An 18,530-nucleotide genomic window follows, 5' to 3' on the forward strand; every position below is an offset into this window, starting at 1 on the left:
CACAGGAATTCATCTTGCGCCTGCGGCCGGAATTACAAGACTGGAATTGGCTGCGCACAGGCAGCTTTTTTGAGGCGCTGCCGTCATCTCCGGGTCTGCCCCATAAGGGCAGGCCCTGAATTGACAGGCAGCCACCTGCCCCCAAGAATCCGCCGCGGTGCATCAGACACCGGGACGGAGGCGTTATGACGATAGGAACGGTGAAGTGGTTCAACGATGCCAAGGGTTTTGGCTTCATTGAACCGGAAGCGGGCGGCGAGGATGTGTTCGCCCATTTTTCGGCCATCCAGATGGAGGGTTTTCGAACCCTGCAACAAGGCGGCAAGGTGAGTTATGAGCTGGTGCAGGGCCCCAAGGGTCAGCTGGCGCAGAACATCACCCCGCTGGACAAGGGCGCAGCACAGCCCGCCATGGAGTTCAGCGAAGCGGCCTGAGTGCGGTCGAAAACAGACCGGCCACGAACATGGCCGGCCTTCAAGCAAAAAGGCCCGCATTTGCGGGCCTTTTTTTCTTGGCGAGGGCGAGCTGGTTAGCGCGCTGCCAGATTTACATCTGATCGATCATGACCTGCCCGAAGCCAGAGCATGACACTTGAACCGCGCCGTCCATCAGGCGCGCGAAGTCATAGGTGACCTTCTTGCTGGCGATGGCCGCTTCCAGCGAACGGATGATCACGTCGGCGGCTTCAGTCCAGCCCATATGGCGCAACATCATTTCGGCCGAGAGGATCTCGCTGCCCGGATTGACATAGTCCTTGCCGGCGTACTTGGGCGCCGTGCCGTGGGTGGCTTCGAAGCAGGCCACCGAATCCGACATATTGGCGCCGGGCGCAATGCCGATGCCGCCCACTTGAGCAGCCAGGGCGTCAGAGATGTAGTCGCCATTGAGGTTCAGCGTGGCCACCACCGAATACTCAGCAGGGCGCAGCAAGATCTGCTGCAAGAAAGCGTCGGCGATCGAATCCTTGATGGTGATGGGCTTGCCGCTCTTCGGGCTGATGAAACGGCACCAGGGGCCGCCGTCGATCAACTCGGCGCCGAACTCCTTCTGCGCCAGGGCATAGGCCCAGTCACGGAAGCCACCTTCGGTGTACTTCATGATGTTGCCCTTGTGCACGATGGTGACACTGGGCTTGTCGTTGTCGATCGCGTACTGGATGGCCTTGCGCACCAGACGCTCGGTGCCTTCGCGTGACACGGGCTTGATGCCGATGCCCGAGGTGTTCGGGAACCGGATCTTGGTGACACCCATCTCATCCTGCAAGAACTTGATCAGCTTCTTGGCCTTGTCGCTCTCGGCCTCGTACTCGATGCCTGCGTAGATGTCTTCGGAGTTCTCGCGGAAGATCACCATATTGGTTTTCTCCGGCTCCTTCAGCGGCGAAGGCACGCCCTTGAAGTACTGCACTGGGCGCAGACAGACGTAGAGATCGAGCTCTTGGCGCAGGGCCACATTGAGCGAGCGGATGCCGCCGCCCACGGGCGTGGTCAAGGGTCCCTTGATCGACACCACGTACTCGCGCAAGACATCCAGGGTTTCCGCCGGCAGCCAGACGTCGGGGCCGTAGACGCGGGTGGCCTTCTCACCGGCAAAGACCTCCATCCAGTGGATCTTCTTCTTGCCGCCATAAGCCTTGGCCACCGCCGCGTCCACCACCTTGAGCATGACCGGCGTGATGTCCAAACCGGTGCCATCCCCCTCGATATACGGAACCACGGGCTCGTCCGGCACATTGAGCGACATGTCGGCGTTGACCGTGATTTTGGAACCCTGCTCAGGGATCTGGATGTGCTGGTACATGGGGGAATGTCTCCGAATTGGACGGGATGCCGTCGCGCTGAAAGCAGCCAAAAATTCTAGCGGCAATCGCGCGCCGGACCGGGATGAAAGACAAAGCCGGCGTCAAGGCGCCGGCTTTGTCAGGGGACCCTCGAAGGATCAGGCCGTGATGGCCGCAAGCGCCGCATTGAGGGTCGCGCTCGGGCGCATCACCTCGGCCAGCTTGGCCATATCAGGCATGTAGTAGCCACCGATATCCGCCGGCTTGCCCTGCACCGCCGCCAGCTCGGCCACGATGGTGCCTTCTTGTTCGGTCAGCGCCTTGGCCAGCGGAGCAAACTTGGCTGCCAATTCGGCATCCTCGGTCTGTGCAACCAAAGCCTGGGCCCAGTACAAGGCCAGGTAAAACTGGCTGCCGCGGTTGTCCAGCTGACCGGTCTTGGGGCTGGGGTTCTTGTTGTTGTCCAGCAGTTGGCCCGTGGCGGCGTCCAGCGTCTTGGCCAGCAGCTTGGCCTTGGCGTTGCCGTTCTTCAGGCCCAGGTCCTCCAGGCTCACGGCCAGGGCCAGGAACTCGCCGAGCGAATCCCAGCGCAGATGGTTTTCTTCCACCAGCTGCTGCACATGCTTGGGCGCCGAGCCGCCGGCACCGGTTTCATACATGCCGCCGCCTGCCATCAAAGGCACGATGGACAGCATCTTGGCCGAGGTGCCCAGCTCCATGATGGGGAACAAATCGGTCAGGTAGTCGCGCAGGATGTTGCCGGTGGCGCTGATGGTGTCCAGGCCGCGGATCACACGCTCCAGGGTGTAACGCATGGCGCGCACCTGGCTCATGATCTGGATGTCCAGGCCGGCCGTGTTGTGCTCGTGCAGATACATCTTGACCTTGGTGATCAGCTGAGCCTCATGCGGGCGGTACTGATCCAGCCAGAACACCACGGGCATGCCTGAGTTGCGCGCGCGGTTGACGGCCAGCTTGACCCAGTCACGGATGGCGGCGTCCTTGCACTGGCACATGCGCCAGATGTCGCCCTGCTCCACGTTCTGGCTCATCAGCACTTCGCCCGTATCCAGGTCAGTGATGTTGGCAACGCCGTCTTCGGCGATCTCAAAGGTCTTGTCGTGCGAGCCGTATTCCTCGGCCTGCTGGGCCATCAGGCCGACATTGGGCACGGTGCCCATGGTCTTGGGGTCGAAGGCGCCATGCCATTTGCAGAAGTTGATGATCTCCTGGTAAATGCGGGCGAAAGTCGACTCCGGCATCACGGCCTTGACGTCCTTCAGGCGGCCGTCAGCGCCCCACATCTTGCCGCCATTGCGGATCATGGCCGGCATGGAAGCGTCAACGATGATGTCGTTGGGCGAGTGGAAGTTGGTGATGCCCTTGGCCGAATCCACCATGGCCAGCTCAGGCCGGTGCTCGTGGCAGGCGTGCAAGTCGCGCTTGATCTCGTCCTGCTTGCTTTGCGGCAGAGAGGTGATCTTGCTGTACAGGTCCACCATGCCGTTGTTGACATTGATGCCCAGCTCATCGAACAGCTTGCCGTGCTTCTCGAACGCTTCGCGATAGAAGATGCGCACGCAGTGGCCGAAAACGATGGGGTGCGAGACCTTCATCATCGTCGCCTTGACGTGCAGCGAGAACATCACGCCGGTCTTGTGCGCGTCTTCGATCTCGCGCTCGTAGAAGGCCAGCAGTTCCTTCTTGCTCATGAACATGCTGTCGACCACTTCGCGGTCCAGCAGCGCCACCTTGGGCTTCAAGACGATGGTCTTGCCGCTCTTGGTGATCAGCTCCATCTTGACATTGCGGGCGCGGTCCAGGGTCATGGACTTCTCGCCATGATAGAAGTCGCCGTTGTGCATGTGCGAGACATGCGAACGCGAGGCCTGGCTCCAGTCGGCCATGCTGTGCGGGTTCTTGCGGGCGTATTCCTTGACGGCCTTGGGCGCGCGACGGTCCGAGTTGCCCTCACGCAGCACCGGGTTCACGGCACTGCCGGTGCACTTGCCGTAGCGTGCGCGGATGTCCTTCTCTTCGTCGGTCTTGGGGCTTTCCGGGTAGTCCGGAATCGCATAACCCTTGCCCTGCAGTTCCTTGATGGCGGCCTTCAGCTGCGCCACCGACGCGCTGATATTGGGCAGCTTGATGATGTTGGCTTCGGGCTTCAGGGTCAACTTGCCCAGCGCGGCCAGATGGTCAGGCACACGCTGTGCCTCGCTCAGGAACTCCGGAAACTGGCCCAGGATGCGGCCCGCCACGGAGATGTCGCTGGTCTCGACGTTCACGCCTGCCGGCGCCGTGAAGGCGCGCACGATGGGCAAGAAGGACGCGGTCGCCAATAGCGGCGCCTCGTCGGTCAAGGTGTAGATGATGGTGGGGTGCGAAGCGGTCATATGCTATCCAGATCGGCCCAGCAATCAGGCCCAAGGGTTGGAACGATTAGGGCGCCGATTCTAAGTCAGCGGCGCCCGCTGCGGACTCAAGTCTTATATAAGTCTTGGCATTTCGGCGCCTGCTTCAGGCCAGCCGGTTCAGGCCGGCACGCTGCATGCTGCAGCAATCTGCGCCCAGAGCCCATGGCCCAGGGCCCAGCCCGACGCGGCCGCCAGACCGAAGCCACCCAGACGCACCGAAAGCCGCAGACCGTCGACACCAAGCGGCGTGCTGCCCATCCGGCTCAGTAGCCAAGGCCCCAGGGCCAGGCCCGCACCCGAGGTCAGCGCGAAACTGGCCATGATCGCCCCGCCCTGAGCCGGCCCAGAGGCCAGCGCCGCCAACAAGAGCGCCGATTGCAGCAGACCACATGGCCAGGCCACCCAGACCAAGCCGGCCAAGCCTGCGCGCGCCGGCGCCGCCAAAGCCTGGCCACCGCGACGCAGGCCGGCGACAGGGATTTCGACCTGGCGCCCCATATCCTGCCCCACCCGCTCCAGCCAGGCCGGCTGGCGGCCACGCCACAGCAGGGACAGACCCAAGAGAAAAGCAGCCACATGGACGAGCACCCAGAGCGGCCGCAACAGGGCGGTGGTTTGCCCCATCTGGTCCAGCAACTGCATGCTGGCCGCGGCCACGGCACCTGCGAGCACATAACCCAGCAAGCGGCCGATTTGAAACGACAAGGGCGAACGGCCGCCGGCCGCAGCGCAGGTGGCGCCGCACATGGCCAAGCAATGCGGCGTGCCCGCCAGGCCCATCAGAGCGGCTGATGCCGCCAGGCTGGCGTCAAGCATGGGGGTCAGATGATGCGGGAGAAGCGCTCACGGCTGCGGTCGGCTTGCAGGTATCGGTCAAACACCATAGCAACAGCGCGCACGAAATACCAGCCCATGGCGGTCACCTGAATCGCCCCGGGCTCCAGCGTCACCAGACCCTGCTCGGCCAGGCCGCGCATGCGCTCCAGCTCAGGCCGGAAATAGCTCTCGAAATCGACAAGATGCGCCAGCTCGATCGACTCGAACTCCAGCCGCCCCTGGCACATCAGCGCCATGATCGCCGCGCGGCGAACAATGTCGTCGCGCGTCAATGCCAGGCCGCGTTGAATCGGTAACTGCCCTTGGCGCAGCGAGTCGTAGTACTCGTCCAAGGTCTTGGCGTTCTGGCTGTAGCTGGCACCGACGCGGCCAATGGCGGACACACCGAGGGCAATCAAATCGCAATCGGGCTGGGTGCTGTAGCCCTGGAAATTGCGGTGCAGCCGCCCCTGGCGCTTTGCGACGGCCAGGGAATCCGTGGCCAAGGCAAAGTGATCCATGCCGATATAGCTGTAGCCATGCTGCTCGAATCCGCTGATGGCCGCGGCCAGCATGGTCACCTTGTCGCCCGCCACCGGCAGCTCAGCCTCGTTGATCCTCCGCTGCGGCTTGAAGCGCTGCGGCAGGTGGGCGTAGCCGTACAGGGCGATGCGATCCGGCTTGAGCGCGCCAACCTGAGCGATGGTGCGAGCAAAAGACTCGGGCGTCTGCAGCGGCAGGCCGTAGATCAGATCCACATTGGTGGATTCGAAACCCAGCGTGCGCGCAGCCGTCATCAGCGCTTCCACACTTTCATAGCTCTGCTGGCGATGTACCGCCTTCTGAACCTCGGGGTCGAAATCCTGCACGCCAAAGCTCAGGCGGTTGAAGCCAAGCTGACGCAAATGGGCCAGACGCTCGTTCGTCACGGTGCGCGGATCGACCTCGATGGACACCTCGGCACCGGGCGCCAGGCGGAAACGCTCGAGCAATGCAACCATCAGCTGGCTCAGCTCAGCATCGCTGAGAAAGGTCGGTGAACCGCCGCCCAGGTGCAACTGCGAGACTGCGGCGCCGCGACCGAGATGCTCCAGGGTCAGGTCCATTTCCGTGACCAGGGCCTGCAGGTACTCGGTGGCACGGTCATGGTGCTTGGTGATGACCTTGTTGCAAGCGCAGTAATAACAGACCGATTCGCAGAACGGAATGTGGATGTACAGCGACAGCGGCGTGTTGCCTCCAACTTGGGAGCCACCCGCTCGCTGCGTCAGGGCCTGCTGGTATTGCTCCAGCGTGAAGGCCTCGACAAAGCGGTCCGCCGTCGGATACGAGGTGTAGCGCGGGCCGGACACATCGAAGCGACGCAGCAGCTCTTCACTGATGAAAGCAGTGCCGGAGTTGCTTGTCTCGGGGGCCGGGCGCGCGCGGCCTTGAATGTTCTGTACCATGGCCAGCACTTTGCCAAGGCTTTGGCGGCGCGACTTGACTAGGATCAAGCTCGACGCGCTTTGCCGCCACAACAATGCACCAAGTTTTGAGGTGCATCATGCTCATGTCCGTCAAGAATCCGGAAGTCCTACAAGCGCGAGCCAGCTCACCCGAGCTGGCTGAACCCCTGAAGAAGCACACGATGAACGCCACCGTCCCGATCAAGTTTGAGCCCCTGAAAGTCGCCTGCTCCAGCTGCAATCTGCGCGAGCTGTGCCTGCCTGTGGGCTTGTCCTCCGGTGACTTGGACCAGCTCGACCAATTGGTGGCCACTCGCCGTACTGTGGCGCGCGGCGACACCTTGTTCCGCAGCGGCGATGAATTCCAGTCGCTTTACGCCGTGCGCACCGGCTTCTTCAAAACCTGCGTGTCCTCGGAAGACGGACGCGACCAAGTCACCGGCTTCCAGATGGCCGGCGAGTTGTTGGGCCTGGACGGTATCAGCACCGACCGCCACAGCTGTGACGCTGTCGCGCTGGAAGACTCGCAAGTCTGCGTGATCCCCTTCGAGCAGCTTGAAGAACTGTCCCGCGAGTTCACCGACCTGCAGCGTCAGTTCCACAAGATCATGAGCCGCGAGATCGTGCGCGATCACGGCGTGATGCTGCTGCTGGGCAGCATGCGTGCGGAAGAGCGCCTGGCCGCATTCCTGCTCAACCTGACCCAGCGCCTGCAGGCGCGCGGATTCTCCGCCGCCGCCCTGGTGCTGCGTATGACGCGCGAGGAAATTGGCAGTTATCTCGGCCTGAAGCTGGAAACCGTCAGCCGCACTTTCTCCAAATTCCAGGAAGAGGGCCTGCTCGAAGTGAAGCAGCGCCATCTGCGCATCCTCGACCAAGCAGGCCTACAGAAGCTGGTCAATAACAGCACTTGTTGAGACGAAACGCCTCCAAGCAAAAGGCCTTCGGAATTCCGAAGGCCTTTTTGTTTCATGCACGCCCTGGCGCCTGGGTCTGCTGCGGCGCTCAGCGCGGCCAGCCGCGCGGATGGGCGTCTTCGGGCAGATCCGGCAAGGTCGCCAGCATCACACTGACGCTGGCCGAGAGGCTGATCACCAGCCATAAGATCATGAAACTGACGGTGTAGACCGCCTGGCGCGACCAGTCCAGCCGCTCAGCGCCGAACCAAGTCAGATCACTGGGATCGATGACGGCAAACACCAGCGCCTCCATCACCCCGGCCATGAAGAACGATGGCCAGGCCACCGCCATGGCCCAGCGGCTGCTGAGCTTGGGGACGGCCGACGCGGAGCGATCAGCGCTGTCCATTTCACTGTCCGCCGGTGGCGGCGTGGTTGCGTGCCTCCCGAGCCGGCAGCAAGGCCTTGGCGCCACTGGCTTTGTTGGCCACCACCTTCTCTTCCAGCACCGGATCGGGGTGACTGATGGCCAGGCTCAAGGTCACAAAGCTGGCGACGATCACCAGCGCGGGCCCGCCAACGACCAGCCACATCATGGGGGTACGCCACCAGCCGGCCGGCTTGTCCTGCGGGGCTTGGGCATCGAGATTCAGGTTCTGGCTCATGGGTATGTCTCCTGACTGTGCTTGTGCGAGCCGGCGTTCAGCGCGGCACGATAAAGGTTGATTTTTCGTGCACCACGGTGGCTCCGGCTTGGCCGCCATCCTGGCTGCGCAACTGGAACTCGATGCCATGCGAGCCCTTGTGATCCTGGGCAGCACGTGCCGCCGTCTCGGGCGGCACTCGCACCGACAGCGTCAGCCAGCGCGCCTCGGCCGGCGCCACGCTCAGCTCGACCGCCTTCTCCAACTTGATGCCCTCCAGACCACTGACCGTGACACGGTAGCGATGGGTCTGCTCGGTCGCGTTCATGACCTGCAGACGGTAGAGGTTCTCGACATAACCGTCTTCCACCACGCGTGCCAGCACACCGCGGTCGCGCACCACATCGAGCTTGACGGGGCTGCGCAAGAACAGCAGGCTGGCCAGCAAGGCCGTGCACAAGACAAACAGCACCACGGTGTAGATCACCACGCGCGGGCGGAACATACGGCGCAGTTTTTGCGCCGGGCTCAGATGCTGCTGCAGGCCGTTCTGGGTGTCGTAGCGGATCAGGCCACGCGGGTAGTTCATCTTGTCCATCACGCCGTCGCAGACGTCGATGCAAGCGGCGCAGCCGATGCATTCGTACTGCAAGCCTTGGCGGATGTCGATGCCAGTGGGGCACACCTGCACACACAAGGTGCAGTCGATGCATGAACCCAGTCCGGCGGCCTTGACCTCGTCCACGCTGGCTTTCTTGCTGCGCGAACCGCGCGGCTCGCCGCGCTCGGTGTCGTAGCTAATGATCAGCGTGTCCTTGTCGAACATGGCGCTCTGGAAGCGCGCATAGGGACACATGTACTTGCAGACCTGCTCGCGCATGAAGCCGGCGAAGCCGTAGGTGGCAAAAGCGTAGAACAGCACCCAGAACCATTCCCAGGGACCGAAGCTGAGCGTGAAGGCCTCGGCCCACAGCGATTTAATGGGCGTGAAATAGCCGACGAAGGTGAAGCCGGTCCACAAAGCGACGGTGATCCACACCGCCTGCTTGCCACCCTTGCGCCAGAGCTTATTCAAGCCCCAGGGTGAAGCATCAAGCTTCATGCGCGCCTGGCGGTCACCCTCGAACTGGCGTTCGATCCAGAGAAAGATCTCGGTGTAGACCGTCTGCGGGCAGGCATAGCCGCACCACAAGCGCCCAGCCACGGCCGTGAACAGGAACAAGGCATAGGCCGAGATCAAGAGCAGGCCGGTCAAGTAGATGAAATCCTGCGGGTACAGGACCAGGCCAAAAATGTAAAAACGCCGGCTGGCGAGCTCGAAGAGCACAGCCTGCCGGTCGTTCCAGAGCAGCCAGGGCAGACCATAGAACAAGATCTGCGTGAACCAGACCAAGCCCCAACGCCAGCTGGCGAAGAGGCCGGACACGGCGCGAGGGTAGATCTTCTTCTGCGCTGCGTAGAGCGAGACGATTTCCACCACCGCATCCTCGCCCGCCGCCTGGGCGGCAGACGCGGAGGGAGAAATGGCCGGTCCGACACGCGGCGCCGGCGGGACTGCCCGGGCTTCAGTCATGGTCAGGGGGCGACTGCCGTCTTGCTGGACAGACTCCAGACATAGGCACCCAGAACCTGGATCTGCTCCGGAGTCAGGCGTGTGGATTGGGCCGGCATCATATTGTTCTTGCCATTGTTGATCATGGCCATCACCGCATCCTCACCCCAGCCGTGCAACCAGATCTTGTCGGTCAGATTGGGCGCACCCAGAGCCTGATTGCCCTTGCCGTCGGCACCATGGCAGGCGGCACAGGCCATGAACTTCTCCTTGCCCTTCTGCGCGGCGATCGAGTTATGGGCGCTGCCCGACAGGCTCAGCACATAGTTGGCCAGATTGCGCACATCTTCGGCAGTACCGACGGCGGCGGCCATGGGAGGCATGACGCCGTTGCGGCCATTGGTGATGGTCTGCACGATGACTTCATGCGAACCGCCGTAGAGCCAGTCGCTGTCAGTCAGGTTGGGGAAACCCTTGCTGCCCTTGGCGTCCGAGCCATGGCAACTGGCGCAGTTGTTGGCGAACAGACGCTCACCAATGGCCATGGCCTCACTGTTCTGAGCCAGCTGTTCAACCGGCTTGCCGGTGAACTTGGCGTAGAGCGCACTCATGGCCTTGTGCGCGTCATCCTGCTCCTTCTGGTACTGCCCGGCGCTGGACCAACCCAGCGAACCCTTGCTGCTACCCAGACCCGGATAGGCGGCTAGGTAGATACCGGCGAACACCACGGTCAGCACGAACAGGATGGCCCACCAGCGCGGCAGCGGGTTGTTCATCTCGCGCAGGTCTTCGTCCCAGACATGGCCGGTGCTGTTGTCGCTGGCCATGACGCGATGGCGAGCGGCGATCAGCAGCAGAACGATGCAGAACACCAGGCCTGCGATCGTCGTGCCAGCCACGAACATGGACCAACCATCAGAGAAAAAATCACTCATTGAGGCCTCCCATCGGCTTCGTCTTGCAAGGCCATGCCGGCCAGATCATCAAAGTGCGCCTTGTTGCGGCTGGAATAGGCCCAGACCACGATCACCAGGAACACCAGCAGTGACAGCAGGGTCACCGCCGTTCTCAAGCTATTGATATCCATTGCGGATCTCCTTCTTGCCTATTACTTCAGCGAAGTGCCGAGCACTTGCAGATAAGCAATCACAGCTTCCATTTCGGTCTTGCCCTTGACCTCGTCGGCCGCAGCGCTGATTTCAGCGTCGGTGTAGGGCACGCCCACGGTGCGCAGGGCCTTCATCTTGGGCGCCATGTCGGCCGGATTCAGGGCAGCCGTGGCCAACCAGGGGTAGGCCGGCATGTTCGATTCGGGCACCAGATCACGCGGGTTGATCAAGTGAATGCGGTGCCATTCATCGCTGTACTTGCCACCCACACGGTGCAGGTCAGGGCCGGTTCGCTTGCTGCCCCACTGGAAGGGGTGGTCGTAGACGAATTCACCGGCGGTTGAGTAGTGGCCGTAGCGCAGCGTCTCCGAGCGGAAGGGGCGGATCATCTGCGAGTGGCAGTTGTAGCAACCCTCGCGGATGTAGACGTCCCGGCCGGCCAGCTGCAGCGGCGTGTAGGGCTTGAGGCCCGGGGTGGCTTCGGTGGTCGAGCGCTGGAAGAACAGCGGCACGATTTCCACCGCGCCACCGGCGATCACCGTCAGCAGCACCAGCACGATCATCAAGAAATTGCTGGTCTCGATGCGTTGGTGGCCACTGGACTTGTGTTCTGTGGATGCCATTTTGTATTTCTCCTAGGTTCTAGCGTTCAGCGCTTCAGGCGGCCACCAAGGTGGGGATCGGTGCCTTGACGGCACGGCCCACTTGCACCGTCTTCACCACGTTCCAGGCCATCACCAACATGCCGCCCAGGTAGAGCACGCCACCCAGCAAACGGATCACATAGAAGGGATAGGTGGCCTTGACGCTTTCGACAAAGGTGTAGACCAGGCTGCCGTCCGGGTTGACTGCACGCCACATCAGGCCTTGCATCACACCGGCAATCCACATCGCGGCGATGTAGAGCACGATGCCCAGGGTGGCGATCCAGAAGTGCAGCTCGATGGCCTTCTTCGAGTACATCTCGGTGCGGCCGAACATGCGCGGGATCAGGTGATAGAGCGAACCCATGGAGATCAGACCCACCCAGCCCAAGGCGCCGGAGTGCACGTGGCCAATGGTCCAGTCGGTGTAGTGGCTCAGGGCGTTCACTGTCTTGATGGACATCATCGGACCTTCGAAGGTCGACATGCCGTAGAAGGACAGGGACACGATCAGGAACTTCAGGATCGGGTCGTCACGCAGCTTGTGCCAGGCACCGCTCAGGGTCATGATGCCGTTGATCATGCCGCCCCAGCTGGGAGCCAGCAGCACCAGGGAGAACACCATGCCCACCGATTGCGCCCAGTCCGGCAGCGCGGTGTAGTGCAGATGGTGCGGGCCCGCCCACATATAGGTGAAGATCAGCGCCCAGAAGTGGACGATGGACAGGCGGTAGCTGTAGACCGGGCGGCCGGCTTGCTTGGGGATGTAGTAGTACATCATGCCCAGGAAACCTGCAGTCAGGAAGAAGCCCACGGCATTGTGGCCGTACCACCATTGCACCATCGCGTCCTGCACGCCGGCATAGGCCGAGTAGCTCTTGAACAGCGAGACCGGGATGGCGGCACTGTTGACCAGATGCAGCAGGGCCACGGCGATGATGAAGGCGCCGAAGAACCAGTTGGCCACATAGATGTGCTTGACCTTGCGGGTACCGACGGTGCCGAAGAACACCACCGCATACGAGACCCAGACCAGGGTGATCAAGATGTCGATCGGCCACTCCAGCTCGGCATACTCTTTGCCGCTGGTGATACCCAGGGGCAAGGTGATCGCAGCCGAGAGGATGACCAACTGCCAGCCCCAGAAAGTGAACCAGGCCAGGCCGGGCGCGAACAGGCGCGTCTGTCCGGTGCGCTGCACCACGTGGTAGGCAGTGGCGAACAGCGTGCAACCGCCGAACGCAAAGATCACCGCATTGGTGTGCAGCGGTCGCAGGCGGCCATAGCTCAGCCATGGAATGCCCAGATTGAGTTCGGGCCAGGTCAGCTGGGCGGCAATGATCACCCCCACCAACATGCCCACAACACCCCATAGGACGGCGGCGAGTGCAAAGGCACGCACTACACCATCCTCATATACGCCTCCGGAAGCGATGTCCGGCGCAGCAGTCTTTGCCATTGTTTTGGCTCCTTGCAGCTTTTAGTTTGACGAGGGCGATTCTTTGCCAGCGCCCGACGACGGAGATTGACCTTCATCAACCCCCGCAACTTCTTCAAGAATACGAACGCCTTCGCGCTCCAGATCATCGAGCTGGCCGTTGTTAATTGCCCACCCGAACACACCGACGATCACCAGCACCAGCAGCACCGACACCGGGATCAAGAGATACAGAACTTCCATGCTCAGCGTCCGCTCAGATTGCGCGCCAGACGCTGCGCGTTCAAGACCACCCAGACCGAGCTGCCGGCCATGCCCAGGCCCGCGGCCCAGGGAGGCAGATAGCCGGTCAAGGCCAAAGGAATGCAGGCCGCGTTGTAGGCGGCGGCCCAGGCCAGGTTCTGCCGGATGATGCGGCGCGTGCGCAAGGCCAAGCGCCGCAGCAGCACCAGATCCATCAAGCGGCCGGACAGCAGCAAGGCATCGGCGCTGGCGCGGGCCAACATGGCGCCCTGCCCCATCACCACACTGGCATCGGCCCGCGCCAGCACGGGCGCATCGTTGATGCCGTCCCCCACCATCAGCACGCAATGCCCAGCCTCCTGCAGACCTTGCACTTCAGCGAGCTTGCGCTCAGGGCTGGCGCCGCCCACGGCCCGCTGCAGGCCGGCTTGGCGGGCCAACGCCTCGGCGCGCTCGGGCGCGTCGCCCGACAGCAGGCAAGTGTTCAAACCCAGGGCATGGAGCTGCTGCACCGCCTCGCAGGCATCAGCACGCAAGACTTCCCCGAACTGCATCAGCAAGACCTGACCCTCGGGCTGGCCAAAAGCCAGCTGAGCCTCGGCACGCAAGCGCTCGGGCAAGGCCGCGAGCGCCTCCGCGGAAGCCACCCAGGCCGGCGCGCCCAGGCGCCAGACCCGACCTTGGGCGTCCTGCGCCTGGAGGCCACGGCCGGGTGATTCCTGCACCTGCTGCCAGGCTGGCTCGCCCCCCACAATTTCATCCTCTGCGGCCGGCTGTGCTGACCCACTTTGCACCAAGGCGCGCGAAAAAGGATGCTGCGACTGCCGCGCCAAACTGCGCGCCGCCGCCAGCAAGGTGGCCTCGCCCGCGGGTTCGCTGGCCGCCTGCGCCAGCAAGGCCATGCGGTCCTCGGTCAAGGTGCCGGTCTTGTCCAGCACCACCGTGTCGACCTTGCACAAGGTTTCCAGCAGATCCATATTCACCAGCAGCAGACCACGCCGGGCCAAGGCCCCGGTGGCCGCCAGCCGCGCAGCCGGCGCAGCCAAGGACAAGGCACAGGGGCAGGTGACGATCAGCACCGAGACAGCCACCCAGACCGCACGGCCGGGCTCGATGACACTCCACACCATGGCCGCGGCGCCCGCGAGCAGCAGCACCGCCCACAGGAAATAGCCCGCCACCCGGTCGGCCAACTCGATGGAAGCGGGGCGCTGGCTCATGGCCTCACGCATCAGGCGTTGAATCGCCTCATGCCGCGTGTCCGCGCCCACCCGGCTGATGCGCACCAGCAAGGGCGCCTGCAGATTCAGACTGGCAGCGACCACCTCATCACCCGCGGCCTTCGCCACCGGCAGGGACTCGCCACTCAGCAAGGCCTCGTTGGCAGCGCTGCTGCCACCTTCCACTCGACCGTCGGCCGGAAAAGCCTGGCCAGCCAAGACCCGCACCAGATCACCGACGCGCAGACGCATGGGTGCGACGCGGCTGACCGAACCATCGGCCTCGATGCGCTCAACGGCATCGGGCAAGGCCGAGTTGGCCGCCTCCAGGCTCGCAGCCGCCCGGTGCCGCGCCCGCAGCTCCAGCCAGCGCCCGGCCAGCAAGAAGCTGACGAACATGGTCAGCGAGTCGAAGTAAACCTCATGGCCAAACACGCCGCCGGGCTCGAACAAGGCTCCGCTGCTGGCCACAAAGGTGACGGCCAAACCCAGCGCCACCGGCACGTCCATACCTAAGCGGCGGGCGCGCAGCTGAAGCCAAGCGCCGCGAAAGAAAGGCCCGGCCGAGAACAGCAGCACCGGCAGGCTGAGCACCCAGCTGGCCCACTGCAGCAGACGGGCCAGATCGGGACTCAGATCGCCGGGCTCGGCAAAATAGGCCGGCGCGGCCATCATCATGACCTGCATCATCAGAAAAGCCGCCACGAACAAGCGCCAGACCGCCTGACGCTGCTCGCGCTCGCGCAAAGCCCGGGCCGGGGCGGCGACATCGGGGGCGGCGCCATAGCCGCTGCGCTCGATGCTGGCCAGCAAGTCCGCCAAGCGCGTCTGCTCTGGGCGCCAGCGCAGCGTCAGGCGGGCACTGGCGGCATTGACCGTGGCACCGACAACACCAGGCTGCACTTGCAAGGCGCGCTCGATGATGCCGGCGCAGGCGGCACAGTGCAGGCCGGACAGCTGGAACTGCGATTCAGCCAGAGCCGGCGAGGCCTCGGCTGGCGCCGCGGGCAACCAACGCGTGAAGGGCGCCAGCAAGTCAGGGTCATCCAGCGCCTGCACTGCGGCGCTGATCGTGGGGAGGGAGGCGATGGCGGAAGTCATAGGGCGGCGGGATGAACGTAATCTAGGTCACGCCCGCCCCCATCGTCATGACATTTATCAAGCCCATGTCGCTTGCGTGCCGCACAGACCCCACGAAAAAGCCGGCACAAGGCCGGCTTTCAAGGGGTGGCGGTCAAGCCGCCAGACTTCATCTCAAGAGCTCAAGCGAAATTGGCCTGAGCGAAGTCCCAGTTGACCAAGCTGTTCAGGAAGGTCTCGACGAACTTGGGGCGCAGATTGCGGTAGTCGATGTAGTAAGCGTGCTCCCACACGTCGATGGTCAACAGAGCGGTGTCAGCGGTGGTCAGCGGCGTGCCGGCAGCGCCGGTGTTGACGATGTCCAGCGAACCGTCGGCCTTCTTCACCAGCCAGGTCCAGCCGGAACCGAAGTTGCCCACGGCGCTCTTGGTGAAGGCTTCCTTGAAGGCGTCCAGGCTGCCCCACTTGGCGTTGATGGCCTCGGCCAAAGCGCCGGTCGGTGCGCCGCCGCCATTGGGCTTCATGCAGTTCCAGAAGAAGGTGTGGTTCCAGATCTGGGCGGCGTTGTTGTAGATCGGGCCGCTGGACTTCTTGACGATCTCTTCCAGGCTCAGGGCTTCGAACTCGGTGCCCTTTTGCAGATTGTTCAGGTTGACCACATAAGCGTTGTGGTGCTTGCCATGGTGGAACTCCAGCGTCTCGGCGCTGTAGTGAGGGGCCAGGGCGTCCTTGGCATAGGGCAGTGCGGGCAACAGATGTTCCATATCAACTCCTCAGGGCAGTATTGAGAAAAGAAAAAGGCGGGGGTGAAACGACTTTGCGGGCGATTGTAGGCAGGCTGGCTGCCTTTGACGGTGCGGCAGCGATAACCCTTCAAACCACGGGTTTCGCCAGACCCTCACGAGCCACTCGCCGCGGCCTTCGGCTTGAGCTCCAGCACCTGCATCTGCGCCTCGCCGTCGGCCAGCACGGCATGAACCTGCTGCCCGGGCTCGAGTTGCTGCACGGAGATCAGCGCCCTGCCCTGGCCATCATCCAGCCAGGCATAGCCGCGCGCCAGCACCTGCTGCGGGTCCAGCGCCAAGAGCCGGGCCTGCAAGGCGTCCAGCCGCAAAGCTTGGGCACGCAGCAGCTGCGGTGCGGCGCGGCGATGGCGCTGGGCCAGGTGATCCAGGCGCTGGACCTCGGCCGCCTGCACCCGAGGCAAGGCCTGACCCCAACGCTGGGCCAGCAGTGCCAGGCGACGGCGCTGGCGCGTCAGCACCTCGGTCGGCCGGGCCAGGCGCAGGGCCGCGCGGTCCAGACGCTGGGCCAGTCCGTCCAGGCGCTGCTCCAGGCGCCGGCTCAAGGCGTCCGAGATGGCGGCCAGGCGTTCCAGATGCGCTTCACGTGAGGGCGCGGCCAGCTCGGCCGCTGCGGTCGGCGTCGGCGCCCGCAAATCAGCCGCCAGGTCGGCCAGGGTGACATCGGTCTCATGGCCGACACCGCAGATCAGCGGCAAGGCACTCAAGGCCACGGCCTGGACCACCCGTTCGTCATTGAAGGCCCACAAGTCTTCCAGCGAGCCGCCGCCGCGCACCAACAACAAGGCGTCCACCTCGTGCCGCTCATTGGCCAGCTCCAGCGCCCGCACGATCTGCGGCGGCGCCTGCTCGCCCTGCACCAAGCAGGGGTAGATCAGCACCTCCACATGAGGCGCGCGGCGGGCCAGCGCCGTCAGCACATCATGCAGCGCCGCACCCGCACGCGAGGTGACCACGCCCAAGCGGCGCGGAAAGGCCGGCAGCGGCCGCTTGCGGTCGGCATCGAAATAGCCCTGCGCCTCCAGCCGCGCCTTCAAGCGCAAGAACTGTTCATATAGAGCACCCGCACCGGCCCGGCGCATGCTTTCGACAATGAACTGCAACTCGCCGCGCGGCTCGTACAGGGTGACCTTGCCGCGCAACTCGACCAGCATGCCCTCCGCCGGCGAGAAGTCCAAGAGGCCAGCGGCACGGCGAAACATGGCGCAGCGCAGCAAGGCACCCGAACCGCCAGAGTCCTTGAGGCTGAAATAGCAATGGCCGCTGCCCGCGCGCGTGAAGCCCGAAACCTCACCGCCCACAACACAGACGGAGAAGCGTGCCGCGAGGCTGTCGCTGACCGCGGTCAGCAAGGCTTGCACCCCCCACACCAAGCGCGGCGGCGGTGTCACGGACCGCTCAAACATCAGCGCCCACCCGGGAGAACTCCACAGCCACGGCCATCATGGGCCGCCCGGCTGAAGCGCACGTCACGGTGCCGTCACAGACACACAAAGCCTTGTTTTTCAAGTGTTTTTTCTGCTCAAAAAAGAGGCAATTTATCTAAGCCCCTGATTTTTCGGGCCTTGGCGCCCCGAAAAATCAGCTTGCCCACAAAGTTATCCACAGATGAAGTGGATGGTTCCAAGACCCAGACTTCGGCCCAACAACGGTGTCCGCAATCTGCCTCGTCGACTCGGGTAGAGACTCTCTCGAATGGCGCGCGCTTCGGGCCATAATCGCCCGCAATCGCGAGCCACCCATACGGGCCGGAGCACGCGGCAGGTTTTCCAGCAATCGCAGCATTCAACGACAGGGGTTGTCTTTGTTTTCGATCATACAAGCCGCCGGCTGGCCGATTTGGCCCCTGCTGATCTGTTCCGTTATTGCCCTGGCCCTGGTCATCGAGCGCTTTTCCAGCCTTCGCCGCAGCCGCATCGTGCCGCCGCGCCTGCTGGATGAGGTGCTGGGCATCAGCAGCCAGACCTTGCCCACGCCCGAGATGGTCAACCGCCTGGCCGAGCATTCCCTGCTCGGTGAGTTGCTGGCCTCCGGCCTGCGCGCCGTGACGCTGGAGCCGCAGATGCAAGAGGCCAAGCTGCGCCAGGTCTTCGAGCTGGCGGGCCGCCGAGCCATCCACCAGTTGGAGCGCTACCTCAACACCCTGGGCACCATCGCCACGGCAGCCCCCTTGCTGGGCCTGCTTGGCACGGTGGTCGGCATGATCGAGATCTTCGGCAGCCAGGCGCCCGGCGGAGGCAACCCAGCGCAGATGGCGCACGGCATCTCCATCGCGCTCTACAACACCGCATTCGGCCTGATGGTGGCGATTCCCTCGCTGATGTTCTACCGCTACTTCCGTGGCCGCGTGGAAGAGTATGTGCTGGAGTTGGAGCAAAGCGGCGAGCGTCTCTTGAACCAACTGCAACGCTACACGGCCTGAGTCCGCGCCGGAGTT

Annotated in this window: 18 protein-coding genes; 3 read left to right on the forward strand and 15 right to left on the reverse strand. The window is 63.5% G+C overall.

All coding sequences use genetic code 11. The annotated features are described in order from the left end of the window. Positions 1–185 precede the first annotated feature (185 nt). Entirely contained in the window at positions 186–434 is a 249-nt protein-coding gene (locus tag LNV28_RS18305) for a cold-shock protein (RefSeq protein WP_263519282.1), read from the forward strand. Between the two features lie 112 nt (positions 435–546). Here the strand turns inward: LNV28_RS18305 and icd are convergent, their stop codons facing one another. From icd to hemN, 4 genes are all read right to left on the reverse strand, one after another. Then, entirely contained in the window at positions 547–1,800 is a 1,254-nt protein-coding gene (icd, locus tag LNV28_RS18310) for an NADP-dependent isocitrate dehydrogenase (protein WP_263519281.1), read from the reverse strand. A 138-nt stretch (positions 1,801–1,938) separates the two neighbouring features. Next, a complete protein-coding gene (locus tag LNV28_RS18315) occupies positions 1,939–4,176 on the reverse strand; it encodes an NADP-dependent isocitrate dehydrogenase (RefSeq protein WP_263519280.1) in 2,238 nt (745 codons plus the stop codon). Between the two features lie 138 nt (positions 4,177–4,314). Beyond that, the gene (locus LNV28_RS18320) at positions 4,315–5,013 is read right to left on the reverse strand and encodes a sulfite exporter TauE/SafE family protein (protein ID WP_263519279.1); all 699 of its coding nucleotides are present in this window, start codon (positions 5,011–5,013) and stop codon (positions 4,315–4,317) included. Positions 5,014–5,018: 5 nt separating this feature from the next. Further along, entirely contained in the window at positions 5,019–6,461 is a 1,443-nt protein-coding gene (hemN, locus tag LNV28_RS18325; protein ID WP_263519278.1) for an oxygen-independent coproporphyrinogen III oxidase, read from the reverse strand. 182 nt (positions 6,462–6,643) lie between these two features. On the opposite strand from hemN, the gene fnr reads away from it, so the two are divergent. After that, positions 6,644–7,378 (forward strand): fumarate/nitrate reduction transcriptional regulator Fnr, encoded by a 735-nt coding sequence (gene fnr, locus LNV28_RS18330; protein WP_263519277.1) that lies wholly within the window; start codon positions 6,644–6,646, stop codon positions 7,376–7,378. Positions 7,379–7,466: 88 nt separating this feature from the next. On the opposite strand, the gene LNV28_RS18335 is transcribed toward fnr, so the two are convergent. From LNV28_RS18335 to xseA, 11 genes are all read right to left on the reverse strand, one after another. Then, entirely contained in the window at positions 7,467–7,769 is a 303-nt protein-coding gene (locus LNV28_RS18335) for a hypothetical protein (protein WP_263519276.1), read from the reverse strand. A 1-nt stretch (position 7,770) separates the two neighbouring features. After that, a complete protein-coding gene (locus tag LNV28_RS18340) occupies positions 7,771–8,025 on the reverse strand; it encodes a hypothetical protein (protein WP_263519275.1) in 255 nt (84 codons plus the stop codon). Between the two features lie 37 nt (positions 8,026–8,062). Beyond that, positions 8,063–9,577: a cytochrome c oxidase accessory protein CcoG gene (gene ccoG / locus LNV28_RS18345; RefSeq protein ID WP_263519274.1), complete on the reverse strand. Its 1,515-nt coding sequence runs from the start codon at positions 9,575–9,577 to the stop codon at positions 8,063–8,065. A gap of 2 nt (positions 9,578–9,579) precedes the next feature. After that, on the reverse strand, positions 9,580–10,491 hold the full coding sequence (gene ccoP / locus LNV28_RS18350) for a cytochrome-c oxidase, cbb3-type subunit III (protein ID WP_263519273.1): 912 nt from the start codon (positions 10,489–10,491) through the stop codon (positions 9,580–9,582). Then, positions 10,488–10,643 (reverse strand): cbb3-type cytochrome oxidase subunit 3, encoded by a 156-nt coding sequence (locus LNV28_RS18355; protein WP_263519272.1) that lies wholly within the window; start codon positions 10,641–10,643, stop codon positions 10,488–10,490. The genes ccoP and LNV28_RS18355 overlap by 4 nt, the downstream gene beginning before the upstream one ends. Before the next feature lie 21 nt (positions 10,644–10,664). Further along, positions 10,665–11,288 (reverse strand): cytochrome-c oxidase, cbb3-type subunit II, encoded by a 624-nt coding sequence (ccoO, locus tag LNV28_RS18360; protein WP_263519271.1) that lies wholly within the window; start codon positions 11,286–11,288, stop codon positions 10,665–10,667. Positions 11,289–11,322: 34 nt separating this feature from the next. Continuing rightward, a complete protein-coding gene (gene ccoN / locus LNV28_RS18365) occupies positions 11,323–12,768 on the reverse strand; it encodes a cytochrome-c oxidase, cbb3-type subunit I (RefSeq protein ID WP_263519270.1) in 1,446 nt (481 codons plus the stop codon). A 21-nt stretch (positions 12,769–12,789) separates the two neighbouring features. After that, entirely contained in the window at positions 12,790–12,990 is a 201-nt protein-coding gene (ccoS, locus tag LNV28_RS18370) for a cbb3-type cytochrome oxidase assembly protein CcoS (protein ID WP_263519269.1), read from the reverse strand. Positions 12,991–12,992: 2 nt separating this feature from the next. Beyond that, on the reverse strand, positions 12,993–15,311 hold the full coding sequence (locus LNV28_RS18375; protein ID WP_263519268.1) for a heavy metal translocating P-type ATPase: 2,319 nt from the start codon (positions 15,309–15,311) through the stop codon (positions 12,993–12,995). A gap of 161 nt (positions 15,312–15,472) precedes the next feature. Next, the gene (locus LNV28_RS18380; protein WP_263519267.1) at positions 15,473–16,054 is read right to left on the reverse strand and encodes a superoxide dismutase; all 582 of its coding nucleotides are present in this window, start codon (positions 16,052–16,054) and stop codon (positions 15,473–15,475) included. Positions 16,055–16,188: 134 nt separating this feature from the next. Continuing rightward, entirely contained in the window at positions 16,189–17,499 is a 1,311-nt protein-coding gene (gene xseA, locus LNV28_RS18385) for an exodeoxyribonuclease VII large subunit (RefSeq protein WP_263519266.1), read from the reverse strand. Positions 17,500–17,897: 398 nt separating this feature from the next. Between xseA and LNV28_RS18390 the strand changes: the two genes are divergently transcribed. After that, on the forward strand, positions 17,898–18,515 hold the full coding sequence (locus tag LNV28_RS18390) for a MotA/TolQ/ExbB proton channel family protein (RefSeq protein ID WP_263519265.1): 618 nt from the start codon (positions 17,898–17,900) through the stop codon (positions 18,513–18,515). The last annotated feature ends 15 nt before the right edge of the window (positions 18,516–18,530 follow it).

This window comes from Paucibacter sp. DJ2R-2, assembly GCF_025717675.1.
Lineage (GTDB): Bacteria > Pseudomonadota > Gammaproteobacteria > Burkholderiales > Burkholderiaceae_C > Paucibacter_A.